Genomic DNA, 22,974 nt, shown 5'->3' with positions numbered 1-22,974 from the left:
ACCGAACACGGCGCCGGAGGTGGATTGGTCCACTGAAGTGGACCCTACATCGGACCAAACCACGGCGGCGGTGGCGGGATGGTCCATTGAAATGGACCCTACAGGTTAGAAATGCAGGCGAACCGCCTGCGCTCCGGAGGGTGGTGCTTGCCGTTAAGGCCGCAGGATGAGCAATTCAAAGAGCTGGAGTTGAACGTCCTGATTCTGACGGAGAATGGCGTGAACGGTGACGGTGCTGCCAGCCGGCTCGTATTCGTAAAAAATACGGTAACCCTTGTGAAGATACTCGCGATAGCGGGCGACACCCAACTCCAGCAACTGCCTGCTGGCTGGGCCCAGTTCGGGGAAGGCTCCGAGTTGTTCAATAATGTGTTTAACCAGCTCCTTTAGATGCTCACTGGCGTTGCCGGGGCTTCGTGCACCAGTTGAAACCAGATACGCCTTTTGGCTTATCAGCGTCTGTTGTGCCAACTCGGTAAACTCTACCTTCATGGGTGCCTCTTAATCGGGTTACAAGCTGGCAAGCACTTGATCACCGGTAAGGACTCGACCCTTCTCCTTGTCCTGGCTGGACAGCGTCATCATCTTCAGCAGTGCAACCGCTTCATCACGGCGTTTTCGATCAGCATAAGATTCAATAACGTAGGCCGGTTCGCCATTTTGGGTAACCATGATGGGCTCGGAAACATCCAGCGCCGCGGCGTGCTTTTTCACATAGCTGATGGTGTGGGTTTTCATAGGGCTCCTGAACAGCGCGTCCTGCTTGTTTATAACAAGACCAAATATAGTCTAAATTTAGCCTTGCAGCAAAGGTGCAAACCCGGACCTGGGCTGGTGGCGCCGACTCTTGGAGCGCGGGCGGCGCACCGGCAAAGGTGCTGCACCCAGGCCAAGGGTTCTCATAATGGGGCGCGGGCGGCCCGCCCGCAAAGGGTGTTGCACCCAAGCCAAAGGTTCCCGCTGCGCGGGAATGCAGGCGAGCCGCCTGCGCTCCGGGGAATGGCGTGCGCCTTATAATGCCGGAGTATTGCACCTATTTTAGTGGACCGCCCACCAGCGGCCCGCCGGCACCTACTGCCCGGCGATCACCTTCATGGCACTGGTCAGCCGGCTGAGTTCGTCGGGTTTTATGATGTAGGGCGGCATCACGTAGAACAGCTTGCCGAAGGGGCGGATCCACACGCCCAGCTCCACCAGTTGCTTTTGCACCTCGGCCACCGCGAGCGGCTCTTTCATCTCGATCACACCGATGGCGCCCAGCACCCGCACCTCCGCCACCCGGGGCAGATCCTGCGCCGGTGCCAGTTCGCGCTTGAGCTGGTCCTCGATGGCCTGGATGTGCTCTTGCCAGGGGGAGGCGAGCAGCAGCCTGAGGCTTTCCAGGGCCACGGCGCAGGCCAGGGGGTTGGCCATAAAGGTGGGGCCGTGCATCAGCACCCCGGCCGGGCCGTTGCAGATGGTGTCGGCCACCGCTTGCGTGGTGATGGTGGCGGCCATGGTCATGTAGCCACCGGTGAGCGCCTTGCCGATGCACATGATGTCGGGCCTGATACCGGCCCACTCGCAGGCGAACAGCCTGCCGGTGCGGCCGAAGCCGGTGGCGATTTCATCGGCGATCAGCAGCACCTCGTAACGGTCGCACAGCTCCCGCGCGCCTTTCAGATAATCCGGATGATAGAAGCGCATGCCGCCGGCGCCCTGCACCACCGGCTCCAGGATAAGCGCCGCCAGCTCCCGGTGGTGTTCGGCCAGCACCGCCTCCAGCGCTTGCAGATCGGCCGGATCCAGCTCGCCGCCGAAGGGGCTCTGGGGCGTGGGCACGAAAATATGCTCCGGCAAAAAGCCCTTGTACAGGCTGTGCATGCCGCCGTTGGGGTCGCACACGCTCATGGCGCCGAAGGTGTCGCCGTGGTAGCCGCGGCTGAGCGCGGCGAAGCGGGTTTTGGGCGTGCCCCGGCCGTGCCAGTACTGGATGGCCATTTTCAGCGCCACCTCGACCGATACCGAGCCCGAGTCCGCCAGGAAGAAGCGATCCAGCCCCGCCGGCAGCACCTGGCCCAGTGCCCGGCACAGCTGGACGGCGGGATCATGGGTGAGGCCGCCGAACATCACGTGGGACATCTTCTCCAATTGCCCGGTGGCGGCGGCGTTCAGCTCCGGCACATTGTAGCCGTGCAGGCAGGCCCACCAGGACGACATGCCGTCGACAAGCCGGCGGCCATCCGCCAGCTCCAGGTAAACGCCGCTGGCTCGCTCGACCTGATAGCAGGGCAGGGGACGGGTGAGGGAGGTATAGGGGTGCCAGAGGTGGTGCAGATCGAATTCTTGATTGGTCATAATATAGTCAAATGTAAACTTGTTATGATCTTGATGGTTGACAGGCTAGCATCCGTCCTTACACTAGCCAAGCAAAACCCCGCTTTAATTTAAGGACATAGGGTGACCATGAGCCGCCAGAACTGGACCCGCGAGCAGGTGCTCGCGCTGTTTGAACGCCCCTTCTTCGATCTGCTGTTTGAAGCCCAGCAGGTGCACCGAGCCCACTTCGACCCCAACGAGGTGCAGGTGAGCACCCTGCTCTCCATCAAGACCGGCGCCTGCCCGGAAGACTGCAAGTACTGCCCCCAGAGCGCCCGTTACAGCACCGGGCTGGAAACCGAGCGGCTGATGGAAGTGGAAAAGGTGCTGGAGCGGGCGCGGGAGGCCAAGGCCAACGGCTCCAGCCGCTTCTGCATGGGCGCCGCCTGGCGCAACCCCAGGGAGCGGGACATGCCCTACCTGCTGAAGATGGTGCAGGAGGTGAAGTCGCTGGGGATGGAAACCTGCATGACGCTGGGTATGCTGGATGCCTCTCAGGCCGATCGCCTGGCCGAGGCGGGGCTGGACTACTACAACCACAACCTGGACACCAGCCCGGAATTTTACGGCGACATCATCACCACCCGCACCTATGCCGACCGGCTCAACACCCTGGAAAACGTGCGCGGCGCCGGCATGAAGGTGTGCTCCGGCGGCATCGTCGGCCTGGGTGAAAGCCCGGAAGACCGCGCCGGCCTGCTGCTGGCCCTGGCCAACCTGCCGCGCCAGCCCGAAAGTGTGCCCATCAACATGCTGGTAAAGGTGAAGGGCACCCCGCTCGAAAACCAGGAAGACCTGGACGACTTCGACTTTATCCGCACCATCGCCGTGGCCCGCATCCTGATGCCCCAAAGCCATGTGCGCCTGTCCGCCGGGCGTGAAAAGATGAACGATCAGATGCAGGCCCTGTGCTTTATGGCCGGCGCCAACTCCATCTTCTACGGCTGCAAGCTGCTCACCACCCCCAACCCGGACGAAAACAGCGACATGCAGCTGTTCAAACGCCTGGGGCTGCGCCCCAGCGGTGTGAGCCAGAAACCGGACGAGATGACCGAAATCGAACTGCACGAGCAACTGGCCGCCCAGAACGCGCCCAAGCCGCTGTATTACGAAGCGTAAAACACAGCTGGCAGCCCCGTAGGGTCGAATCTATTCGACCGAACACGACGCCGCCGTTGGGATGGTCGATTGAAATCGATCCTACGGCGGCCCCTGTAGGGTCGAATTTATTCGACCGAACACGACGCCGCCGTTGGGGTGGTCGATTGAAATCGATCCTACGGCGGCCCCTGTAGGGTCGAACTTATTCGACCGAACACGACGCCACCGGTGGGGTGGTCGATTGAAATCGACCCAACGGCTGACCGCTTTTCATCATCCCGGAATTATGGAAACTGCTATGCCCTTTCACTTAAGCCTGGCCGGCCGCGAAGCGGCGGGGCTGAAACGCAGCCTGCCCCTTATCGACAAGGTGGCAGGCCGGCTGCTGTGGTCCGCCGGCCAGAGCTACCTCAACTTTGCCGGCAACGACTACCTGGGCTTAAGCCAGGCACCGGAATTGCGTGAGGCCGCCGACCGGGCGGCGCGGGAATTCGGCGCGGGCGCCGTGGCCTCGCCGCTGGTGGTGGGGCACCAGGCCGTGCACCGGGCGCTGGAGGCGGAGCTGTGCGACTGGCTGGGGCTGGAGGCGGTGCTGCTGTTCTGCTCCGGTTTTTCCGCCAACCAGGCGGTGATCAAGGCCCTGCTCGGCAAGGAGCACCTGCTGTGGCAGGACCGGCTCAACCACGCCTCCCTGCAGGAGGCGGGCCTGCTCAGCCCGGCGCGCCTGCTGCGCTTTGCCCACAACGACATGGCCGCGCTGGAGGCCCGGCTCAAGCCCAGCGCCGGTTTGATCATCTCCGAAGGGGTGTTCAGCATGGACGGTGATCTGGGTGACTGGCCGGGGCTTTCGCGCCTGGCCGGGCAGAGCGGCAACTGGCTGATGATAGACGACGCCCACGGCCTGGGCGTGCTCGGCCGGGAGGGCAGGGGGACCCTGGATGAGCTGGGCGTGGCACCGGAACAGGTGCAGATCTTTATGGGCACCTTCGGCAAGGCGCTGGGGGTGGGCGGGGCCTTCGTCGGCGGCAGCCGCGAACTGGTGGACTACCTGCTCAATTTTGGCCGCAGCTATGTGTACAGCACCCACCTGCCGCCGCCCCAGGCCGCCGCCGTGCTGGCCGCCGTCCGCCTGGCGCGCCGGGCCGACGACCGGCGCACGCACCTGAACCAGCTGGTGCAACAGTTCCGCGCCGGTGTGCAATCCTTGCCGTTCGAGCTGCTGCCCTCCGCCACCGCCATCCAGCCCCTGGTGATCGGCGACGAGGCCCGCACCCTGGCCCTGGCGGCGCGGTTGAAGGAACGCGGCATCTGGGTGGGCGCCATCCGCCCGCCCACGGTGCCGGTGGGCGGTGCCCGGCTGCGCATTACCCTGAACGCCGCCCATACAAGGGAAGACGTGCACACCCTGGTTGCCGCCCTGATGGACGCCTCCCGGGAGTAGGCAAGAAATTCAAGGTCGGCGATAAAACGTGGGGAACGACAAGGTGTGATGGATCTGATGGTGAACGAAACGGGTAACCAGTTGCTGATGGAGCATATCGACAAGCAGAAAGTGGCCGAAGCCTTCGGCCGGGCCGCCCACAGCTACGAGCGGCACAACGGCCTGCAGCGCCGCAGCGGCGAGGCGCTGCTCGAACGGCTGCCGGCCCGCGCGGGCACCGGCCTGGATCTGGGCTGCGGCAGCGGCTGGTTCCTGCCCGCCCTCAAGCAACGGGCCGAGCGCTTGCTGGCGCTGGACCTGTCGCCGGCCATGCTGCAACAGGCGGCGGCCAAGGCACAGGTGGAGCCCATCTGCGCCGACATGGACCGGCCGCCGCTGCCCGAGCACAGCCTGGACTTTATCTTCGCCAACCTCTGCCTGCAGTGGAGCGCCGATCCCGCCGCCTGGCTCGCCCAGTGGAGCGCCCGGCTCAAGCCCGGCGGTGTGATGGTGTTTTCCACCCTGCTGGCGGGCAGCCTGCACGAGCTGGAAGCCGCCTGGCGGCAGGTGGACAATCATGCCCATATCAACCGTTTTATCGGGCAGGAGCAACTGGCGGCCCACCTGGCCGCCACCGGCCGGCGCTGGCGGCTGGAGCGGGCCGACATCCGCCTGGCCTACCCCGAGCTCAAGGGATTGCTGCTGGATCTGAAAGGCATCGGCGCCAATCGCATCAACAGCGACCGCCGCCCCGGCCTGCTCGGCAAAGAGGCCTGGCAGCGGCTCAATCTGGCCTATGCTAAAGACCGGCAAGGACAATGCGTGGCCAGCTATCACCTGGCCTATGGAGTGATTTATGGCTAAGACGTTTTTCGTGACCGGCACCGACACCGAGGTGGGCAAGACCTTCGTGACCCGCGCCCTGATGCGGGCGGCCAGGCAGGCCGGCAAAAAGGTGCTGGGCTACAAGCCGGTGGCCTCCGGCTGCGACTGGGTGGAGGGCGAGCTGAAAAACAGCGACGCCCTGGGGCTGCAGGCCGAGTCCAGCATCCCGCTGCCCTACGCCATGCACAACCCCTACGCCTTCGCCCCGGCCATCGCCCCCCATATCGCCGCGCGGGAGGCCAGTGAGCTCATCAGCATTGCCCGCATCGGCGAGGGCCTGGCCCGGCTCAAGGAAACCGCCGCCGACTGGATTTTTGTGGAAGGCGCGGGGGGCTGGCGGCTGCCGCTGGACGAACGGCACTTTTTGTCGGACTGGGTGAAGAAGGAGCACCTGCCGGTGATCCTGGTGGTGGGCGCCCGGCTGGGCTGCATCAACCACGCCCTGCTCACCCTGGAGGCCATCCGCCACGACGGCCTGGTGGTGGCCGGCTGGGTGCTGAACCGGGTGGATCCGCAGATGAGCCACTACCAGGACAACGCCAATACCCTTAAGCAATTGATTTCCGCGCCCTTGTTGGGTGAAATACCCTGGCTGGAAGAAGGCGGGGCCGAGGCGGTCGACAGCTTTGTCGATCTGTCGCCGCTGCTCAAATAGGGCGGAACAGGCCGAAATAATTCGCCGGCCTCGTCTTGAAATTTGCGTAACCGGACATATTATGTCGACAGACCTCTTTGTTTAAGGAAACCCCTATGAAACGCATTCTGCTGTTTATTGCCACCAACCTGGCCGTGGTAGTGGTGCTGGGCGTGGTGCTGAACATCGTGTTTTCGATGCTGGGCATTGATCGCAGCAGCATCGGCGGACTGCTGGTGTTCTGCGCCGTGTTTGGCTTTGGCGGCGCCACCATCTCCCTGTTTATGTCCAAGTGGATGGCCAAGCGGGCCTACAACGTGCAGGTGATCACCCAGCCGCGCAACGAAATGGAACACTGGCTGGTGACCACGGTCGCCCGCCAGGCCCAGCAGGCCGGCATCGGCATGCCCGAGGTGGGGGTTTACAACTCGCCCGACATGAACGCCTTCGCCACCGGCGCCCGTCGCAACGATTCCCTGGTGGCGGTGTCTTCCGGCCTGATGTACAGCATGAGCCGGGACGAGGCCGAAGCCGTGCTGGCCCACGAGGTAAGCCATATCGCCAACGGCGACATGGTGACCCTGACCCTGATCCAGGGCGTGGTGAACACCTTCGTGATGTTTTTCGCCCGCATCGTGGCCAACATCATCAGCAGCTTCCTGAGCCGCGGCGAGCAGGAAGAAGGCGGCGGCCTGGGCGGCCTGGCCTACTTCGGCGTGGTGATGGTGCTGGAAATCGTGTTCGGCATCCTGGCCTCCATTATCGTCATGTGGTTCAGCCGCCAGCGCGAATACCGCGCCGACGAAGGCGCCGCCCGCCTGGTGGGCAAAGAGAAGATGATCGCCGCCCTCGAGCGCCTGCGCCGCGGCCCGGAAACCGAGCTGGAAGGCTCGCTGGCCGCCTTCGGCATTAACGGCAAGCGCCACAGCGAGCTGTTTATGAGCCACCCGCCCATCGAAAAACGCATCCAGAGCCTGCGCGAATTGCGTTGATCCTTTTGTAGTTTGGTCTCTGTTTACCCCGGCCTGGCCGGGGTTTTTTTGTGCCCGAATCGGCGGCGAGGGGTGAGGAGTGAGGTGTGAGGAGTGGGGAGTGAGGTGTGAGGAGTGGGGAGTGGGGAGTGGGGAGTGAGGAGTGAGGGGAACCTTGGGGCGCGGGCGGCCCGCCCGCTTTTCGCGCAGCGATGAGAACCGTCAGCCGTTCCTGTGCTGTAAACAAGGCTATCCTCTGACAGTGGGCCACTGATAACAATGACGGCAAACGGGGTTGAAATGGATATCTACAGGATGTTTGGCCAGGTTTTTGGCGCCGTGTGGTTTTTGATCCCGATGCTCATCGTGCTGGTGATTGTCAGGACCCCCTGGTTCAAGGGGGTCTTCGGAGAGTGGCAGGTCAACTTGCTGTTCCGGCTTTTCCTGCCCAAGGACAGATACCACTTGCTCAAGGATGTGACCCTGCCCACCGAGGACGGCACTACCCAGATAGATCAGATCCTGGTCTCCCGCTATGGGGTTTTTGTGATCGAAACCAAGAACATGAAAGGATGGATTTTCGGCTCCGCCGGGCAAAGGCAATGGACCCATAAGCTCTACAAAAAATCCTTCAAGTTCCAGAATCCGCTTCATCAAAACTACAAGCACCTGAAAACCCTGGAGTCGGCATTGGAGCTGAAGCCGGACGCCTTGTTCTCGGTGATCATCTTTATCGGAGACAGCCACTTTAAAACTCCAATGCCGGAGAACGTGACCTATGCCAGGGGCGGCATCCGTTTTATCCAGTCGAAAAACGAAGTGCTGCTCAGTGAAAAACAGGTGCGGGACATTGTTTGCTTTATCGAACAGAGGCGCTTGCAACCAGGCTTTGATACCACCCGCCGGCATGTGGTCCATATCAAGGAGTTGGAGGAGCGCAGGGCTGGGGAGAAGATTTGTCCCCAATGTGGCTCCGGCATGGAGCTGAGAGAAGGCAGAAAGGGCAAATACGCGGGCCGCCGGTTTTGGGGCTGTTCCTCCTATCCCCGCTGCCGGGCGGTGGAAAAGATAGACTGAATTATCGCCTAAACTTGGGGCTGCGTGATGTTTCCACGGAGGGAGTACGGCAGATGGAATTACTTTCACCGATCTACCTGGTTGGCTTGTTCCTGGCGTGCGCTTTTGTGCCTTTGCTGTTGCTGGTTGCGTTTATCCAGTACATCAAGAAAAAACAGGCCAGCCACAGTGTGACCCCGCTAACGTCCGATCTGCTGCGTCCCCCCGGTTTTTCACTGCAGCAACGGCTCGACGATATCCAGTGGGATCTGATGGAATGTTTGTCGATTATCCCATTGCTCATGACAGCCGGCCCCATGCTATTGCTGCTGCAGACACTGGCGAAAGGCCGCTATCCCAGCCTGGTGGAGGGCCTGCTTATGGCCGGCATACTGCTGCTATTTGTGGGTTATTAACCCGGCGGCAGTTTAGATCTGATATACTGTGCGAATGAAAACAGATGCACGCAAGCTCACCACCGAGCAACAAGAGCTGCTGAGGCAGCAGGCCATCCGACTTCGACTGGAAAATAAGACCTTCCGCGAGATCGGCCGATTACTGAATGTTCATCCGGATACCGTGGGCCGTTGGTTCAAGCGCTACGAGGCCGGCGGCAAAGCGGCTCTCGCCGTCCAGAAACGGGGTCCAAAAAACAAGCCCGGCCGCCTGAACGCCGTGCAACAGCAGAAGGTGATCGAGGCTATCCGCGACCATATGCCCGATCAGTACAAGCTGGGGTTTGCCCTGTGGACCCGGCGCTCCATTGCTGAACTGATCAAGCAATTTTGGGGCATCCACATTCCGGTTCGCACCATGGGGGACTACCTCAAGCGCTGGGGATTTACACCCCAGAAGCCCTTGAAAAAGGCATGGGAGCAGAGCCCGGCTCGTGTCGAAGCCTGGCTGAACGAGGAGTATCCACGTATCAAGGCCCGTGCCAAGACTGAAAAGGCCCAGATCTTCTGGGGCGACGAAACCGGCATCAAGAACACGGTCCAACATGGGCGCAGCTATGCCCCGGTTGGCAAGACGCCGGTACAAGCCCTGCCGGCCAAGCGGGTTTCCCTGAACATGGTGTCGGCCATCACCAACCAAGGTACGGTCCGCTTCATGCTGTATGAATCCACCATGACGGCAGACGTGTTGATCAAGTTCATGCGCGGGCTGATTGCCTCCACCCCGGGAAAAGTATTTCTGATCCTGGATAACCTGCGGGTTCATCATGCCAAAAAGGTCAAACGCTGGCTGGAAAAAGGGACGGTAAAGCGTTTTCTGGAGGTCTTTTTCCTGCCCGCCTACTCACCGGAACTGAATCCGGATGAGTATCTCAATGGTGACCTGAAAGGCATGGTGCACAGTGGGCCGGCGATTCGCAGTGTGGAAGAGCTCAAGAAGCGAACCCGCTCCTCTATGCGGAAGTTGCAGCGCAGGTCGGAGCGGGTGAAAAGTTACTTCCGATCGGAGCACATCGCTTATGCGGCATAATCGATGTATTTTGCCGCCGGGTTAATACTATGTTCGCAAGGCGGTCAGGCTGGTCAAAACACGAACTGCGCTCAGGCTGGGGCATGCCTGCGAACGTGCCGTGGGCCAGGAACTGGAGCAGCTTATCCGCCCCCTCGACCGGCCTTATCGGGTATTCCATGACATTCCTTTCGAGGGCTTCAATGTCGACCATCTGGTGGTCAACCCCAACGGCGTTTTTGTGGTTGAAACCAAGGGGCGCTCCAAGCCGCTCAACAAGGGTAACAAGCAATTCAAGGTTCGGATTGAAGGCGACGCCCTCCATTTTCCCCATCGTATCGAGCGGGAGCCGTTGCAGCAGACCCGACGCAACGTCCAGGCCGTGCGCAAGTGGCTGTGCGAAGCCACCGGCTTCGAGGTGCCGGTGGCGGGCGTGCTGGTACTGCCCGGCTGGTTTCTGGAGCGTAAACAGCGCATGGCTGACCCTTATGTGATGAACGCCACCGAACTGGCCAGGCAATTACCTACCCTGCATGCAGGCGTGCTGGAACTCGGCCAGGTACAGGCCATCGCCCATCAGGTGGCTCAAAGGGTGCGGGATGTGGACCGGGAGCGGGCGGACCGGGTCGTCTCCCGCCCGGTAGGAAGCCATTGAATAAAAGCAACTTCTGTCTTCCGCCGGGAGGGCTGCACACGGCATGCTTGTTTTCCGCAGAGGGCGGCCCGTCTGCATGGTGGTCTACCCCCTGTTTCCCGCTGCGCGGGAAGGCAGGCGGGCCGCCTGCGCTCCGGCGGGAAGGTGTAAATCCGCGCAAGGCGGTGTCTGCCGGCCAGTCAAGGCGGCGTGCGTGCGGTGCGGGGTGGATTCGGTCTGCTGGATACTGCACTACCCTTAATAGGCGATAAGTCACTGGAGGAAGTACGTATGCGTTCCTTGATTTCCACCCTGCTGGCCGGGGTATTGCTGCTGGCGAGCGGGGCCGCCCTGGCCCATGGCTGTCCGGGCGTGATGCGGGCGATCGATGCCAAGCTGGAGGAAATGCCCAGGTTGTCGGCGGAAGATGCGGCCAGGGTGGCCGAGCTCAGGGCCGAGGGCGAGGCCCGGCATAATGCGGGGGATCACGACGAGTCGATGCGCCTGTTGTCCGAGGCCAAGCAGATACTGGGTATCTAACGAGCAAAAGGGTAAAAAGCCCCGCGCGCCGGTGCTCGCGGGGCTTTTTTACGTTTTGTTCTGCCGGTTCAGGGAGTATGGCGCGGCATGGGGGCCATGATATGGACGTAGGGGGTGTCGCGCCACATCACCCAGGGGCCGCCGTTGTCGTGCTGGTGGGGCAGGGCATCGAGCATGGCGGCATCGGGTACCAGTATCATCAGGTGGGGGACCGCCTCGGTGATCCATTCGTTGTCGTCGGCGGGGCCGGCGGCGTAAGGGTCGGTGTTGCTTTCGGGGGTACCGCCCTGCAACATGTAGCCAAAACCCATCTTGTCTATTTTGGGCGGGGTCTTGGTCATCCAGGCGTGCAGCCAACCCATCCAGACGTCGTCCAGGCACATGGGGTCATTGCCCGGGCTGGCGGGCATGTCCGGCAGGCAAACCCAGCCGTTGCTGCCGGCCCTGAGTTCGGGCATGGGGTCGGCCATGTTGTCCGGCCAGTCGAGGATGGTGGCCGCGGCACTGACCGAGGGCGGGGCCGCGCTCATGGCGCTGGCGATTTTTTCTTCCGGGGTGGCACTCAGGGCCGGGCCGCACAGCACGAGCAGCAGCAGGCCCAGGCCTGTTCGGGAAAGAGTGGGAAAAGGGTTCATCATGGACTCCTTGGGGAGGTTGCTGTGGGGCCGGCCAAAATGGCCGGCGCTAAGGGTAGGCAACATCTTAGGTATAGTGGCCGGCAAGGGCCCTGGCAACCGCCGGTGGCGGGCCGGCAAACAGCGAGCGTGGTTGAAAATGACGGATCTTGAGCAATCCTCTCCCATCGCCTGGCCGGCGATCATCGAGTTTGCGGACGGCCACGGCTATGCCTGGGTGGAAAACGCGGACGACTGCGAGGCCCACCATCCCCACGCGGGGGACGGGCTGATCGACGGCGAGGGGCGGCTGCATCTTTTGTCGCAGCGGGACGACGGTAGTCTGTACTGGCAACGGCAACTGCGGTTAATATCCGTCCCTGCCCTGAACGAGAGCCTGCGCGCCCATGCCGCCCGGCTCGGTATCTGCTGTATCCCCAAGCTGAGGGTAACGACCCCCGCCGAGGCGGTGGCACTGGTGGCCTGGCTGGATCAGCAATAACGAACAACGAGGTAGAGTGGTGAAAGCAAGTTATCTGCGCTGGCTGTGGTGGCTGCCGGTGCTGTTGCTGGTGCAGGCCTGCAGCAGCGACCCCGAGCCGGTGCCCGAACCATTGGCGCCCAGCTATCAAATCGAAGGCAAGGCCTCCTTTTACGGCCAGCCCCACCATGGCCGTAAAACCGCCAACGGCGAGCGTTTCGACAAAAACGCCCTCACCGCCGCCCACAAGACGCTGCCCTTCGGCAGCCTGGTGCGGGTGACCAACCTCAACAACCAGCGTTCGGTGGTGGTGCGCATCAACGACCGGGGCCCCTATGCCCGGGGGCGGGTGATCGACCTGTCGGAGCAGGCGGCGCGCGAGCTCAACATGCTGCGGGCCGGGGTGGCGCCGGTGCGGCTGGAGCTGCTGGAATAAGGCTGAGGGCGTTGTAGGCCACGGGCCGGGGCCAGTCCCGCGCCTGTTGCGGCACGCCATGGCCGCCGGCCAGCAGGCGGGCGACGCCAATCCAGCCCGCGTGGCCCACCGCCAGCACCGGCCCGGCGGGCAGTTGTGCCAGCCAGGTTTCCACCCGGGCAAACAGGGCCGTCAGGCTCTCGCCGCCGCCGGGGGCATGGGCGGCGAAGTCCGCGCACCAGGCATCCATCTCGGCCAGTTCAATCTCCCGCCAGGGACGGCCGTCCCAGCGGCCGAAGTCCGCCTCCACCAGTCCCGGCTCCACCCGGCAATGCCAGCCCCGTCGCTCCAGTATCCTGCCCACCTCCCGCGCGCGGCGCAGGGGGCTGACCCGTATCTCCCGGGGTAGCCGGTGGCGCCGGGCAAAGCGCTGGATCCGCCCCGCCAGGCGGCGCAGCTTGCGCCTGTCCACGGCCAGATCGGTGCGCCCCAGGCAGAGGCCGGTCGCATCCAGGGGCTGGGGGTGGCGCCAGATATAGAGCATCACCAGGCCCAGGCGGCCAGGCCGGCATGGATGGCCAGCTCGCTCAGTTGCTGGGTGGCGCCCAGGCCGTCGCCGGTGTAGCCGCCCAGGCGCCGTTTCAGCAGCCGGCGCATGTGCTCGGTTACCGCCAGGGCGAGCAGCAGGGGCAGCAGCCAGTGCCAGGGCGTCAACTGCGGCAGCCACTGCCACGCCAGCAGCAGGGGCAGCGCCACCCACAGGGCGCCGAGCAGGCCCTGGGCCGGGGTGAGCTGCTGGGCCATGGGCTTGGCCTTGGCGTGCTCAAGGTCGCCGCCGTAGGGCAGCAGGGCGATAAGGCTGATGCACAGCAGCCGCGAACCGGCATGGCCCACCACCAGGGCGGCCAGGGCCAGGGGCAGCGGCATGGTCGCCAGCAGGGCGATTTTCAGCAGCAGCGCCAGCACCAGCCCCAGGGTGCCGTAGGTGCCCAGGCGGGAATCCTTCATAATCTCCAGCGCCCGCTCCCGGGTGTGGCTGCCGCCCAGGCCGTCGCAGGTATCGGCCAGGCCGTCTTCGTGGAAGGCGCCGGTCAGCCAGACGCCGAAGGCGGTGCTGGCCACCGCCGCTACCAGGGGGCCGAACAGCAGGCTGGCCGGCCAGAGCACGGCGGCGCACAGCAGCCCCACCAGCAGGCCCACGGCGGGAAAATAACGGCTGCTCTGGTGCAGCCAGTGGGGCTGGTAATCTTGCAGGGCCGGCACCGGCAGCCGGGTGAGGAACTGGGTGGCCACCAGCAGCAGGCGCAGTTCATGGTGCAGCATGGTTGTCTCCGCTCACGCCGGCCTCGCTGAAGCTGGCCATCTCGTTCACAAAGGCGCAGGCCGACTGCAGCAGCGGATAGGCCAGGGCGGCGCCGCTGCCTTCGCCCAGGCGCAGATCCAGGTCGAGCAGGGGGGCGGCGTCCAGCAGCCGCAGCAGGTGGCGGTGGCCGGGCTCGGCGGAGCGGTGGGCGAACACCGCGTACTGGCGTACCCCGGGGGCCAGGCGCTCGGCCACCAGCAGCGCCACGCCGGCGATAAAGCCGTCCAGCAGCAGGATGCGGCGCTGGCTGGCGGCCTGGATCAGGGCGCCGGCCATCATGGCGATTTCCAGTCCGCCGAGGGCGGCCAGGGCGTCCAGGGGCGCGCTGGCGTCGGCGTGGCGCGCCAGCACCCGCTGCAGTATCTGTGTCTTGCGGGCCAGTCCGGCCTCGTCCAGGCCGGTGCCGCGCCCGGTGCATTGCGCCAGGGGTAAGTCGCCCAGCCGGGCCAGCAGCAGGCTGGCGGCGGAGGTATTGCCGATGCCCATCTCCCCCGGGAGCAGCAGGTTGCCGGGCATGTCCGCCACCAGCGCCATGCCAAAGCGCAGCGCCCGGCGGCATTCGTCCGTGCTCATGGCGGGTTCGGCCAGGGCATCCCGGCTGCCGTGGCGGATTTTGCCGTCGATAAGAGCAGGGTGGGGCTCGAAGTGCGCATTGACGCCCGCGTCCACCACCTTGAGGGCAATGCCGTGCTGGCGGGCGAACACATTGATGGCGGCGCCGCCCCGCAGGAAGTTGTGCACCATCTGGGCGGTCACCTCGCCGGGATAGGCCGACACCCCGTGCCGGGCCAGGCCGTGATCGGCGGCAAACACCCGGATCTGGGGCGCCGTTATCACCGGGCTCAGGCTCTGCTGGATAAGCCCCAGCCGCAGGGCCAGGGCTTCCAGCCGGCCCAGGGCGCCGAGGGGCTTGGTCTTGTGATCGATTTTGTGCTGCAGCGCCCGTTGCAGTTCGGGGTTGGCGACGGCGGGAATGGCGGGCAGGATAAGGGTATCGGGCATGGGCGATGGGTTTGGGTTCTCATGGCACAGGCCCCGTATGCTACCAGAAAGCGGCGACAATCGGGTCGCCCCTTTCAATAACCGGATATAAAGGGAGAACGATGGATTCTGTTTCGCAACTGGCCCTGGGGGCCGCCGTCGGCGTGGCGGTAATGGGCCGCCGGGTGGGGGTAGGCAAGGCCGCCCTGGCGGGCGCCGCGTTCGGCACCCTGCCGGATTTGGATGTGTTCATCGACTACGGCGATCCGGTGAGCAACATGACCGAGCACAGGGGCAACAGCCATTCGCTGCTCTATCTCAGCCTGCTCTCGCCCCTGTTCGCCTGGCTGCTCTGCCGCCTGCCGGGGCAGCGGGTGCACTGGCGGGCCTGGACCCTGACCCTGTGGCTGGTGCTGGTGACCCATGTGCTGCTGGACACCATGACGGTATACGGCACCCAACTGCTGCGGCCCCTTACCGATTATCCTTTCGGCGTGGGCAGCATCTTTATCATCGACCCTTTTTATACCTTGCCGTTGCTGCTGGGACTGGCGGTGGCCCTGGTGCGGCGCGGTACCCGGGGCCTGGGCGCCAACCGGCTGGGGCTCTGGCTCAGCAGCCTCTATTTGGGCTGGAGCCTGGTGGCCCAGTGGCAGGTCGGCCTGGCGGTGGACCGGGCGCTGGCGGCGCAGGGGGTGGAGGTGGAGCGGCGGCTGGTCATTCCCACCGCCTTCAATACCCTGCTGTGGCGGGCCCTGGTGATCACCCCCGAAGGCTACCTGGAGGGGTTCTACTCCCTGCTGGACAAAGGGGCCGCGCCCGAGTTCACCGCCTACGAGCGGGGCATGGAACTTTACCCCGCGCTGGCCGGCAACCCCCATGTGGCGCGCATCGCCCGCTTCAGCAAGGGGTTTTTCAAGATGAGCGAACGGAACGGCCAGGTGTTTGTCACCGATCTGCGCATGGGCCAGGAGCCGCGCTACAGCTTCAACTTCGTGGTGGCGCAGCGTCATGCGGAAGGGCTGGCCCTGGTCCGGCCGGAGCAGTTCAGCGAGCGGCTGGAACTGTCCCGGGCCCTGGACTGGCTGTGGCGCCGGGCCCTGGGCGAGCCCCTGCCGCCGCCGGGGCAGTGGGCCAGTCAGGTGAGGTAAAGAGCGTGAGGCGTGAGGATGTACACTCCTCACTCCTCACTCCTCACCCCTCACTCCTCACTCACCCCTCACTCTTTATCATTCCCGCCTCCTTCGGCTCGGGGCTGGCGGCCAGCTGCTGCTGGCACTGGCTCCGGGCACCCGGCTGCAGGTAGGGGCGCAGTATCGGCTCCATGCCTTTCAGCACCTGTACCGGCAGGGCGGAGGTAAAGCGGAACTTGTCCGACTCCCGGCCCGGCACATAGGCGGTGAGGGTACCGAAGTGGTTGTCCCCCAGGAAGAACACAAAGGTGGCGGTGCGGTTGCGGGCCAGGGAGCTCAGCACCTGGCCGCCGCGGCCCACGGTTTCGATGCGGTTGTCGCCGGTGCCGGTCTTGCCGCCCAGCACCAGGGGAGTGCCGTCTTCAAGCCGGAAGCTGCCCTGCAGCCGGCGGGCGGTACCGCCGTCCACCACCTGGGAGAGCGCATTGCGCAGGGCCGCCGCCACTTCCTTGTCCATCACCCGCTGGCCCTGGCCGTGCAGGCGCCCCAGGCGGGCTTCGTAGGGGGTATGGGCGGCAAAGTGCAACTGGTCGATGCGCACCGTGGGCAGGCGTACGCCGTCGTTGAGGATGATGCCGATCAGCTCCGCCAGGGCGGCGGGTTTGTCGCCCGAGCTGCCGATGGCGGTGGCCAGCGACGGCACCAGGTGGTCGAAGGGAAAGCCCAGCCGCTGCCAGCGCAGATGGATGTCGGAAAAGGCCTCCACCTCCAGCATGATGCGCAGCCGGCTGTCGCGGGCGCTGCGGTGGCGGGTTTTGAACAGCCAGCCGTACACCTCCTGGCGCTCGTCCTTGCTGGCCTCGGCCGCGTTGGCGAAGGTCGCTTCGGGCGACTCCTGCAGATAGCTGAGCAGCCACAGCTCCAGCGGGTGCACCCGGGCGATATAGCCCTGATCCGGCAGGCTGTAGGCGCCGGGCCCGTAGCGGGTGTAGAGCTCGTCGAGGCGTTTTTCGGTCAGCCGCTCCTGGGGCAGCCGGGTCTGCAGGAAGGCGGCGAATTCCTCGGGGCTGGCCTCGGGCATCAGGTAGCGGTGCACCGCCGCCAGGCGCACCGCGGTCGGCCGCAGGCCGTCGAAAAAGGTGTCCAGCCGCTCTTCGGTGGTCTTGCCCTGGTACTTGCGCCAGAAGCGCAGCAGAAACACCTGGCCTTCCCGGTCGGCAAAGCGGCTCAGGTATTCCTGGCGGCGCGGATCCTTGTCGTCTTCAAGCAGTTGGGCGCGGTTCTCGCTCTGGTAGATGCTGTAGCGCACGATATCGCGCATCAGCCGTACAAAGGGCAGGTTGATCGACTCCCGCAGGGCCTCGATCAGGGTGGGGTTGCGGCCGTTGTCCTCCCGGCGGAAGTTGCCGAAGGTGTGCATGCCGCCGCCGGTAAAGAAGCGCTCGCCGGTACTGGCGGAGTAGCGGCGTTCCAGGGCGGCGTTGAGCATGGGGGGCAGGCTGCGATCGGGGGTGCGGATCAGGTAGTCGATGGCCCAGCGGCTGAGCAGATCCTGCCGGTCGGGGCTGAGCTGGCGCAGGCTCTCGACCGACTTGCTGCCGTAACGCTGGTGCAGCTCGGCGATGATCTCCAGGTAGGTGGTCAGCACCCGGAGTTTGGCGGTGGAGCCCAGCTCCAGCTTGCTGCCCTCGTTGATGTCGAAGGGCTGGTTGGTGTTGTCGGTTTGCACCCGCACGTCGAAGCTGTCGGCGCCGCGCTCGAACAGGGTGAAGCTGTAGCGCACGTCGGCGGTTTTTTCCGGCGACAGCAGGCGCTCGCCGAACAGGCCGATTTCCCGGGCGAATTCCGGATCCGCCAGCCGGTGCAGGTAGTCGCTCACCTTCTGCTGCAGCTCGGCGTTGAGGGTGGTGCTGGCGGAGAGATCCAGCCGGTCAAGCTCGTAGAGGGAAAGCCCCAGCAGGCTGGCCAGCCGTCCCCGGGTCACCTGCAGGGTCTTGTTGTTGTCGATAAAGACGGTGGCCGGATCTTCCCGGAAGTTGCGGAAGTTGAGCTTCTGGGCCAGGGCGGCGTCGCGCAGGGCCGGGTTGATAAGACCCGCCTGGGCCTGGATGCGCAGGTAGCTGTCGGTCAGGGTGTTGAGGTCGTCCCTGCCCCGGAACAGGTAATAGGAAGGCCGGCGCTGGGCGATCATCAGCGCCATCACCTGGCGCAGGGCCTGGCCCTGCTCGGCCAGGGGCGAGTCCTTGTTCTGGGTGGGATCCAGCAACTGGTTGACCCGTGCCAGTTCGGTGCCGAACCAGATCCACAGGCCGTCGCCCAGGCCGTGCACCTCGCCATGGCCGGGGGCGGCGGCCAGGGGCACCGAGTTGATGTAGTCCAGGGCCACCGCCTTGCGGGCTTCGAGGGTTTCGGGGCCCTGCTGGTAGGCGCGCACGCTGGCGGAGATCATCTGGCGCAGCTTTTCGCCGGCGGAGTGGGTCAGGCCGCCCGGAGAGTGGCGGTATTTTTCGATTTGGGTGGCCAGGGTGCTGCCGCCGGCCGAGTCGTCCTGTATCTCCAGTGCCCGGCCCAGCTGGGACATGGCCGCCTTGGCGAAGCGGGGCCAGTCCACCGCCGGGTTGGCCAGGGGCTGTTCGTTATTGAGCAGCTCCCGGTTTTCGATAAACAGCAGGCTGCTTACCACCAGCGGCGGTATCTGCTCGAAGCGCTCGTAGTGGCGCTGGGGATAGCGGTAGTCGTGGATGGACTCGGCCCGGCAGTCGTTGATAAAGAGTCCGGCCTGGGTCTTTTCCTGATAGGGGGTGAAAAAGCCGCGCTGGGTATATTCCAGCAGGGCCGGGGAAAACTGGGCCTGCTGCTCGATCACGAAGCGGTTTTGTTGCAGCCGGGCGAGCAGCTCCGGCAGCCGGGTGTAGCCCATGCGCTGATCGAAGGGGCCATGGCTGGGGTAGCGCACCGCCTGGGTGGCGCCGGGCTCGAGGGAATAGGTCAGGGTCTGGGCATAGCGGGAGATTTCCCGGGCCTGCAGCCAGGAAGTGCGCATCTCGTAGGCCACCAGCACCCCCGAGGCCGCCAGCAACAGCAGCACAAAAAACCACAGCACCCACCGCCAGCGTCGGGGGCCGGGTTTGGTTACCGGCACCGCGGCCGGCTCCTGTTCGGGTAATGGAACGGGAGGGTGTTCTGCATGCTGTATCGCGCCCATAAAGGTCCCCTAAGCGCCACTATCGGTATCAGGGCTTCTTATATAAAAAGCGTAGCTTGGCGGGGCTGCTTGGGGGCCGTGGGCGTAAAAATATTTGCAACCGCCCCGACCGCCCGGAACGCCTTTCCGGGCGGACTCTCCGCCTCGTCCGACGCCGGAGACAGCTTATCCCCGGGCGACAGTACTTGTCCACCGGGGCATCAGGCTTCCTGCTCCGCCAGCGCCACCTGCCGGGCCTGTTGCTGCAGCCGGTACATGGCCCGGTAGCGGCCCTGGGGCAGGGCCATCAGCTCGGCGTGGCTGCCGCTTTCCACCAGCTCGCCGTGGGCCATCACCAGGATGCGGTCGGCCTGGCTGACCGTGGACAACCGGTGTGCCACCACCACCATGGTCACCTTGCCGTGCAGGGCCTTCAGCGCCCGCTGCACCACCTGCTCGGTTTCGCTGTCCACGTTGGCGGTGGCCTCGTCCAGCAGCAGTATCCGGGGCGAGGCGGCCAGCGCCCGGGCGATCACCAGCTGCTGGCGCTGGCCGGTGGAAAGCCGTGTGCCGCGCTCCCCCAGGCGGGTGTCCAGGCCCTGCTCCAGGCCGCTTATCAGCTCCTGCAGGTGGGCCTGGCGGGCGGCCTCTTCCACCTGCCGGCGGGACAGGCCCCGGCCCATGTCGATGTTGTCGTAGAGGCTGCCGGCCAGGATAAAGGGCTCCTGGGGGATCAGGCCGATGCCCCGGCGCAGGGCGTCCCGGCTGTAGTCGGCCAGGGGGCGGCCGTCGAGGCGGATCTCGCCGCCGCCGGGGGGGTAGAAACTGAGCAGCAGGTTGAGCAGGGTGCTCTTGCCGCTGCCGGTGTGGCCCACCACCCCGATAAAGGCGCCGGCGGGAATGTCCAGGCTGAGTTGCCGGAACACCGGCTTGTCGGGCCGGTAGGCGAAGTCGACCCGCTCGAAGCGGACCGCGCCTTCGGGAATGTGGTCGGCCGCCCGGCCATAGTGCTGCACCGGCTGGTGCATCAGCTGGTAGACGCGATCCCCGGCCACCATGGCCTGCTGGTAGAGGTTGAAGCGCTGGGTGATCTCGGCCAGGGGTTCGGTGAAGCGGCCCATAAAGTTGAGAAAGGCGTACAGCACCCCCACCTCGGCCACGCCGTTGACCACCTGCCAGCCGAACACCTGCAGGATGCCGAGCAGGGCCAGCACGCTGAGCAGGTCGATGGCCGGGCGCAGCAGGGCGGCGCCGATCTTGATGGTGCGCATGCGGGCGGCGTAGTAGCGCTGGTTGAGCTGCTCGAAGCGCTCGGCGGCGGCCTGCTGGCGGCCGCAGGCCTGCAGCACCGCCATGCCGGCGATGGACTCGCTGATGTCGCTGTTGATCTCCGAGCGCAGCTGCCGGCTGTCGGCCACCGCCGCGCCGCTCAATTTCTGGTACAGGTAGATGACCCCCATCACCGCCGGGATCAGCAGCAGCGCCACCAGCATCAGCTGCACGTTGAGCAGCGCCATGGCGATGATGATGCCCACCAGCAGCACCAGGTTGGTCAGCACCACCGACAAAAACTGCACATAGAGATCCTTGATCGCCTCGGTGTCGTTGGTGACCCGGCTCACCAACCGGCCGGTCATGGCCCGGTCGAAGAAGGCCATGGGCAACTGCTGCACATGGGCGAACACCTTCTGGCGGATGTCCAGCACCGCCGCCAGCGCCATCTCGGTGAAGCGCAGGGTCTGCTGGTACCTGAGCCAGGCGGCGGCCACCTGGGCCAGCACATAGGTCGCCGCCAGCCCCGCCACCGGCCACAGCGGCAACCGGCCCGCCAGCAGGTAGTCGTCGATAAACACCTTGGCCAGCAGGGGGCCGGCCACGTCGGCGGCGGTGGCCAGCAGCAACAGCAGCAGGGCCTTCACCAGCAGGCGCTTGTCCCGGTAGACGTAATCCAGCAGCAGGCCGAAGGTGCCCTTGCCCTGGGGGAGATGATCAGGCTTCATCCAGCACTGCCTCCAGCTGTTGATAGGCCCACATCCGGCTGTACCAGCCGTCTTGTGCGATCAGTTGGCCGTGGCGGCCGGCTTGCTGCCGCCGGCCGTGGTTGAGCACCAGTATCTGGTCGGCGTGCTCCAGCGCCGACAGCCGGTGGCTGACGATGATGCAGCCCTGGTCCCGGCGGCCGCGCAACTGGTGCAGTATCTGCTGCTCGGTGTGCACGTCCACCGCCGACAGGGCGTCGTCCAGCACCAGTATCGGCGCCCGGCTGAGCAGGGCGCGGGCGATGGCCAGGCGCTGGCGCTGGCCGCCGGACAGGGTCATGCCGCGCTCGCCCACCTGGGTGTCGTAGCCCCGGGGCAGGGCGGCGATGTCGTCATGCACGCAGGCCTGGCGGGCGGCGTCCATCACCTCGTCCTGGCTCGCCTCGGGGCGGCCCAGGCGGATGTTGTCGGCGATGCTGGCGCTGAACAGGAAGGCGTCCTGGGGCACATAGGCGAACAGGCCGCGCAGGGCGTCGAGGCGGCAGTCGGCGATGGGGTGTCCGCCGATGCTGATCTGCCCCGGCTCGGTTTCCCAGTAGCGCATCAGCAGTTGCAGCAGGGTGCTCTTGCCGGCCCCGGTGGGGCCGGCCAGGCCCAGCACCCGGCCCGGGGCCAGCTCGAAGCTCAGTCCGCTCAGGGCCGCCTGGCGCTGTTCAGGATAGTGGAAGCCGAGCTCCCGCACCCGGATATGAGCGTCCTCCGGGCGGTGCTGGCCCCGGTCGGAGACGCTGTCGGGCACCGCCAGCAGCGCCTCGACCCGGGTCAGGGCGGCGCTGCCGCGCTCGACGATGTTGAGCAGCCAGCCGAAGGCGAACATGGGCCAGATCAGCTGGGCCAGATAAAGGGTGAAGCTGGTGAGCTGGCCCACGCTCAACTGCTCATGCCAGATAAGCCAGGCACCAAAGCCCAAGGTCAGCAGCAGGGCGGCGGACATGGACAGGAACACCACCGGCTCGTACAGGGCCTCGGCCCGGGCCACCTGGTAGTTGCGCTCGGCGGCCGCCTCGGCGATGGCGCCGAACTGGCGGCTTTCTATCTCTTCCCGGCCCATGGACTTGACCAGCCGCACCCCGGCGATGGCCTCCTGGGCCTTGTCGTTGAGCACCGAAAACTGCTCCAGCGCCGCCTTGAAGTGGTGGTGGATGCGGTTGGATATGCGGTAGAAGGCCAGCCCCATCAGCGGGAAAGGCAGCAGCGCCACCAGCGACAGCCGCCAGTCGATCACCCCGAAGATGATCACCAGCACCAGCAGCAGGGTGAGCAGGCCGTCGAAGCCGGACAGCACCCCTTCGCCGGCGGCCACCTCGATGGCGTCGATGTCGTTGGTGGCCCGGGCCATCAGATCGCCGGTGTTGTGCCGGCTGTAGAAGGCCTGGCCCTGGCGGGTGAGCAGTTCGAAGAAGCGGCGGCGCAGCAGGTTGCCGAGGCGATAGGAGGTGCCGAACAGGATCCAGCGCCAGCCCAGGCGCAGGCCGTAGATGGCGATCCCCAGCAGCAGGATGAGCACCAGCAGCCGGCCCTCGGCCTCGCCGGTGGGGGAGGCGATCAGGCTGTCCACCGCCTGGCCGATCAGGTAGGGGATGCTCATGTTCATCACCGCCACCGTGGCCAGCATCAGCAGCGCCAGGCTGTAGGTGCGCCAGTGGGCCTTGAAGAACCAGGCCAGTTGCCTGAACAGTTTCATGGTTGTTTCCCGCTCTT

Annotated in this window: 23 protein-coding genes; 13 read left to right on the top strand and 10 right to left on the bottom strand. The window is 65.1% G+C overall.

Going from position 1 to position 22,974, the window contains the following annotated elements:
- Positions 1 to 153: 153 nt before the first annotated feature.
- The 3 genes from AN401_RS12675 to bioA form a co-directional block, all read right to left on the bottom strand.
- Positions 154 to 492, bottom strand: coding sequence for a type II toxin-antitoxin system RelE/ParE family toxin (locus AN401_RS12675; protein WP_096779566.1), 339 nt, complete (start codon positions 490 to 492; stop codon positions 154 to 156).
- 18 nt (positions 493 to 510) lie between these two features.
- Positions 511 to 738, bottom strand: coding sequence for a type II toxin-antitoxin system Phd/YefM family antitoxin (locus tag AN401_RS12670; protein WP_094039795.1), 228 nt, complete (start codon positions 736 to 738; stop codon positions 511 to 513).
- A gap of 333 nt (positions 739 to 1,071) precedes the next feature.
- Positions 1,072 to 2,337, bottom strand: a complete 1,266-nt coding sequence (gene bioA, locus AN401_RS12665; RefSeq protein WP_096779565.1) for an adenosylmethionine--8-amino-7-oxononanoate transaminase — start codon at positions 2,335 to 2,337, stop codon at positions 1,072 to 1,074.
- A gap of 108 nt (positions 2,338 to 2,445) precedes the next feature.
- Here bioA and bioB point away from each other — a divergent pair, with 108 nt between their 5' ends.
- The 10 genes from bioB (at position 2,446) to AN401_RS12615 (ending at position 11,063) form a co-directional block, all read left to right on the top strand.
- A complete protein-coding gene (gene bioB / locus AN401_RS12660) occupies positions 2,446 to 3,477 on the top strand; it encodes a biotin synthase BioB (RefSeq protein WP_096779564.1) in 1,032 nt (343 codons plus the stop codon).
- Positions 3,478 to 3,757: 280 nt separating this feature from the next.
- The gene (gene bioF, locus AN401_RS12655; RefSeq protein ID WP_096779563.1) at positions 3,758 to 4,900 is read left to right on the top strand and encodes an 8-amino-7-oxononanoate synthase; all 1,143 of its coding nucleotides are present in this window, start codon (positions 3,758 to 3,760) and stop codon (positions 4,898 to 4,900) included.
- Positions 4,901 to 4,948: 48 nt separating this feature from the next.
- The gene (gene bioC, locus AN401_RS12650) at positions 4,949 to 5,743 is read left to right on the top strand and encodes a malonyl-ACP O-methyltransferase BioC (RefSeq protein WP_232513308.1); all 795 of its coding nucleotides are present in this window, start codon (positions 4,949 to 4,951) and stop codon (positions 5,741 to 5,743) included.
- The gene (gene bioD / locus AN401_RS12645; protein ID WP_094038370.1) at positions 5,736 to 6,419 is read left to right on the top strand and encodes a dethiobiotin synthase; all 684 of its coding nucleotides are present in this window, start codon (positions 5,736 to 5,738) and stop codon (positions 6,417 to 6,419) included. The genes bioC and bioD overlap by 8 nt, the downstream gene beginning before the upstream one ends.
- 95 nt (positions 6,420 to 6,514) lie before the next feature.
- The gene (htpX, locus tag AN401_RS12640) at positions 6,515 to 7,390 is read left to right on the top strand and encodes a protease HtpX (protein ID WP_094038369.1); all 876 of its coding nucleotides are present in this window, start codon (positions 6,515 to 6,517) and stop codon (positions 7,388 to 7,390) included.
- Between the two features lie 279 nt (positions 7,391 to 7,669).
- Positions 7,670 to 8,446 carry an NERD domain-containing protein gene (locus AN401_RS12635; RefSeq protein ID WP_096779562.1) on the top strand — a complete coding sequence of 259 codons (777 nt, stop codon included), beginning with the start codon at positions 7,670 to 7,672 and terminating at the stop codon, positions 8,444 to 8,446.
- Between the two features lie 53 nt (positions 8,447 to 8,499).
- On the top strand, positions 8,500 to 8,841 hold the full coding sequence (locus AN401_RS12630; protein ID WP_096779561.1) for a hypothetical protein: 342 nt from the start codon (positions 8,500 to 8,502) through the stop codon (positions 8,839 to 8,841).
- 34 nt (positions 8,842 to 8,875) lie between these two features.
- Positions 8,876 to 9,910 carry an IS630 family transposase gene (locus tag AN401_RS12625; protein ID WP_094039961.1) on the top strand — a complete coding sequence of 345 codons (1,035 nt, stop codon included), beginning with the start codon at positions 8,876 to 8,878 and terminating at the stop codon, positions 9,908 to 9,910.
- A gap of 49 nt (positions 9,911 to 9,959) precedes the next feature.
- A complete protein-coding gene (locus AN401_RS12620; RefSeq protein ID WP_096779560.1) occupies positions 9,960 to 10,544 on the top strand; it encodes a nuclease-related domain-containing protein in 585 nt (194 codons plus the stop codon).
- A 270-nt stretch (positions 10,545 to 10,814) separates the two neighbouring features.
- Positions 10,815 to 11,063, top strand: coding sequence for a hypothetical protein (locus AN401_RS12615; RefSeq protein WP_096779559.1), 249 nt, complete (start codon positions 10,815 to 10,817; stop codon positions 11,061 to 11,063).
- Positions 11,064 to 11,131: 68 nt separating this feature from the next.
- Here the strand turns inward: AN401_RS12615 and AN401_RS12610 are convergent, their stop codons facing one another.
- Positions 11,132 to 11,701 carry a hypothetical protein gene (locus AN401_RS12610; RefSeq protein WP_232513306.1) on the bottom strand — a complete coding sequence of 190 codons (570 nt, stop codon included), beginning with the start codon at positions 11,699 to 11,701 and terminating at the stop codon, positions 11,132 to 11,134.
- Between the two features lie 136 nt (positions 11,702 to 11,837).
- On the opposite strand from AN401_RS12610, the gene AN401_RS12605 reads away from it, so the two are divergent.
- Entirely contained in the window at positions 11,838 to 12,179 is a 342-nt protein-coding gene (locus AN401_RS12605; RefSeq protein WP_094040453.1) for a DUF4144 family protein, read from the top strand.
- A gap of 19 nt (positions 12,180 to 12,198) precedes the next feature.
- Entirely contained in the window at positions 12,199 to 12,594 is a 396-nt protein-coding gene (locus tag AN401_RS12600; RefSeq protein WP_232513305.1) for a septal ring lytic transglycosylase RlpA family protein, read from the top strand.
- Here AN401_RS12600 and AN401_RS12595 read toward each other — a convergent pair.
- Genes AN401_RS12595 through cobT form a run of 3 tightly spaced genes read right to left on the bottom strand, consistent with a single transcriptional unit; the run spans position 12,542 to position 14,938 of the window.
- Positions 12,542 to 13,117 carry a histidine phosphatase family protein gene (locus tag AN401_RS12595; protein ID WP_232513304.1) on the bottom strand — a complete coding sequence of 192 codons (576 nt, stop codon included), beginning with the start codon at positions 13,115 to 13,117 and terminating at the stop codon, positions 12,542 to 12,544. The genes AN401_RS12600 and AN401_RS12595 overlap by 53 nt on opposite strands.
- Complete coding sequence (gene cobS / locus AN401_RS12590) at positions 13,117 to 13,896, bottom strand: adenosylcobinamide-GDP ribazoletransferase (protein ID WP_094041452.1); 780 nt, start codon at positions 13,894 to 13,896, stop codon at positions 13,117 to 13,119. Before cobS ends, AN401_RS12595 begins: the two co-directional genes overlap by 1 nt.
- Positions 13,883 to 14,938 carry a nicotinate-nucleotide--dimethylbenzimidazole phosphoribosyltransferase gene (cobT, locus tag AN401_RS12585; RefSeq protein ID WP_096779556.1) on the bottom strand — a complete coding sequence of 352 codons (1,056 nt, stop codon included), beginning with the start codon at positions 14,936 to 14,938 and terminating at the stop codon, positions 13,883 to 13,885. Before cobT ends, cobS begins: the two co-directional genes overlap by 14 nt.
- 101 nt (positions 14,939 to 15,039) lie before the next feature.
- Here cobT and AN401_RS12580 point away from each other — a divergent pair, with 101 nt between their 5' ends.
- Positions 15,040 to 16,068: a metal-dependent hydrolase gene (locus AN401_RS12580; protein ID WP_096779555.1), complete on the top strand. Its 1,029-nt coding sequence runs from the start codon at positions 15,040 to 15,042 to the stop codon at positions 16,066 to 16,068.
- A gap of 61 nt (positions 16,069 to 16,129) precedes the next feature.
- On the opposite strand, the gene AN401_RS12575 is transcribed toward AN401_RS12580, so the two are convergent.
- The 3 genes from AN401_RS12575 to AN401_RS12565 form a co-directional block, all read right to left on the bottom strand.
- Entirely contained in the window at positions 16,130 to 19,255 is a 3,126-nt protein-coding gene (locus AN401_RS12575; protein ID WP_096779554.1) for a transglycosylase domain-containing protein, read from the bottom strand.
- 200 nt (positions 19,256 to 19,455) lie between these two features.
- Positions 19,456 to 21,234 (bottom strand): ABC transporter ATP-binding protein, encoded by a 1,779-nt coding sequence (locus tag AN401_RS12570; RefSeq protein WP_096779553.1) that lies wholly within the window; start codon positions 21,232 to 21,234, stop codon positions 19,456 to 19,458.
- A complete protein-coding gene (locus AN401_RS12565; protein WP_096779552.1) occupies positions 21,224 to 22,957 on the bottom strand; it encodes an ABC transporter transmembrane domain-containing protein in 1,734 nt (577 codons plus the stop codon). The genes AN401_RS12570 and AN401_RS12565 overlap by 11 nt, the downstream gene beginning before the upstream one ends.
- Between the last annotated feature and the right edge of the window lie 17 nt (positions 22,958 to 22,974).

This window comes from Zobellella denitrificans (assembly GCF_002407485.1).
GTDB classification, from domain to species: Bacteria; Pseudomonadota; Gammaproteobacteria; order Enterobacterales; family Aeromonadaceae; genus Oceanimonas; species Oceanimonas denitrificans.
The sequence above is the reverse complement of the archived record's forward strand: the minus strand, read 5'-3'. Positions and strand labels throughout refer to the sequence as shown.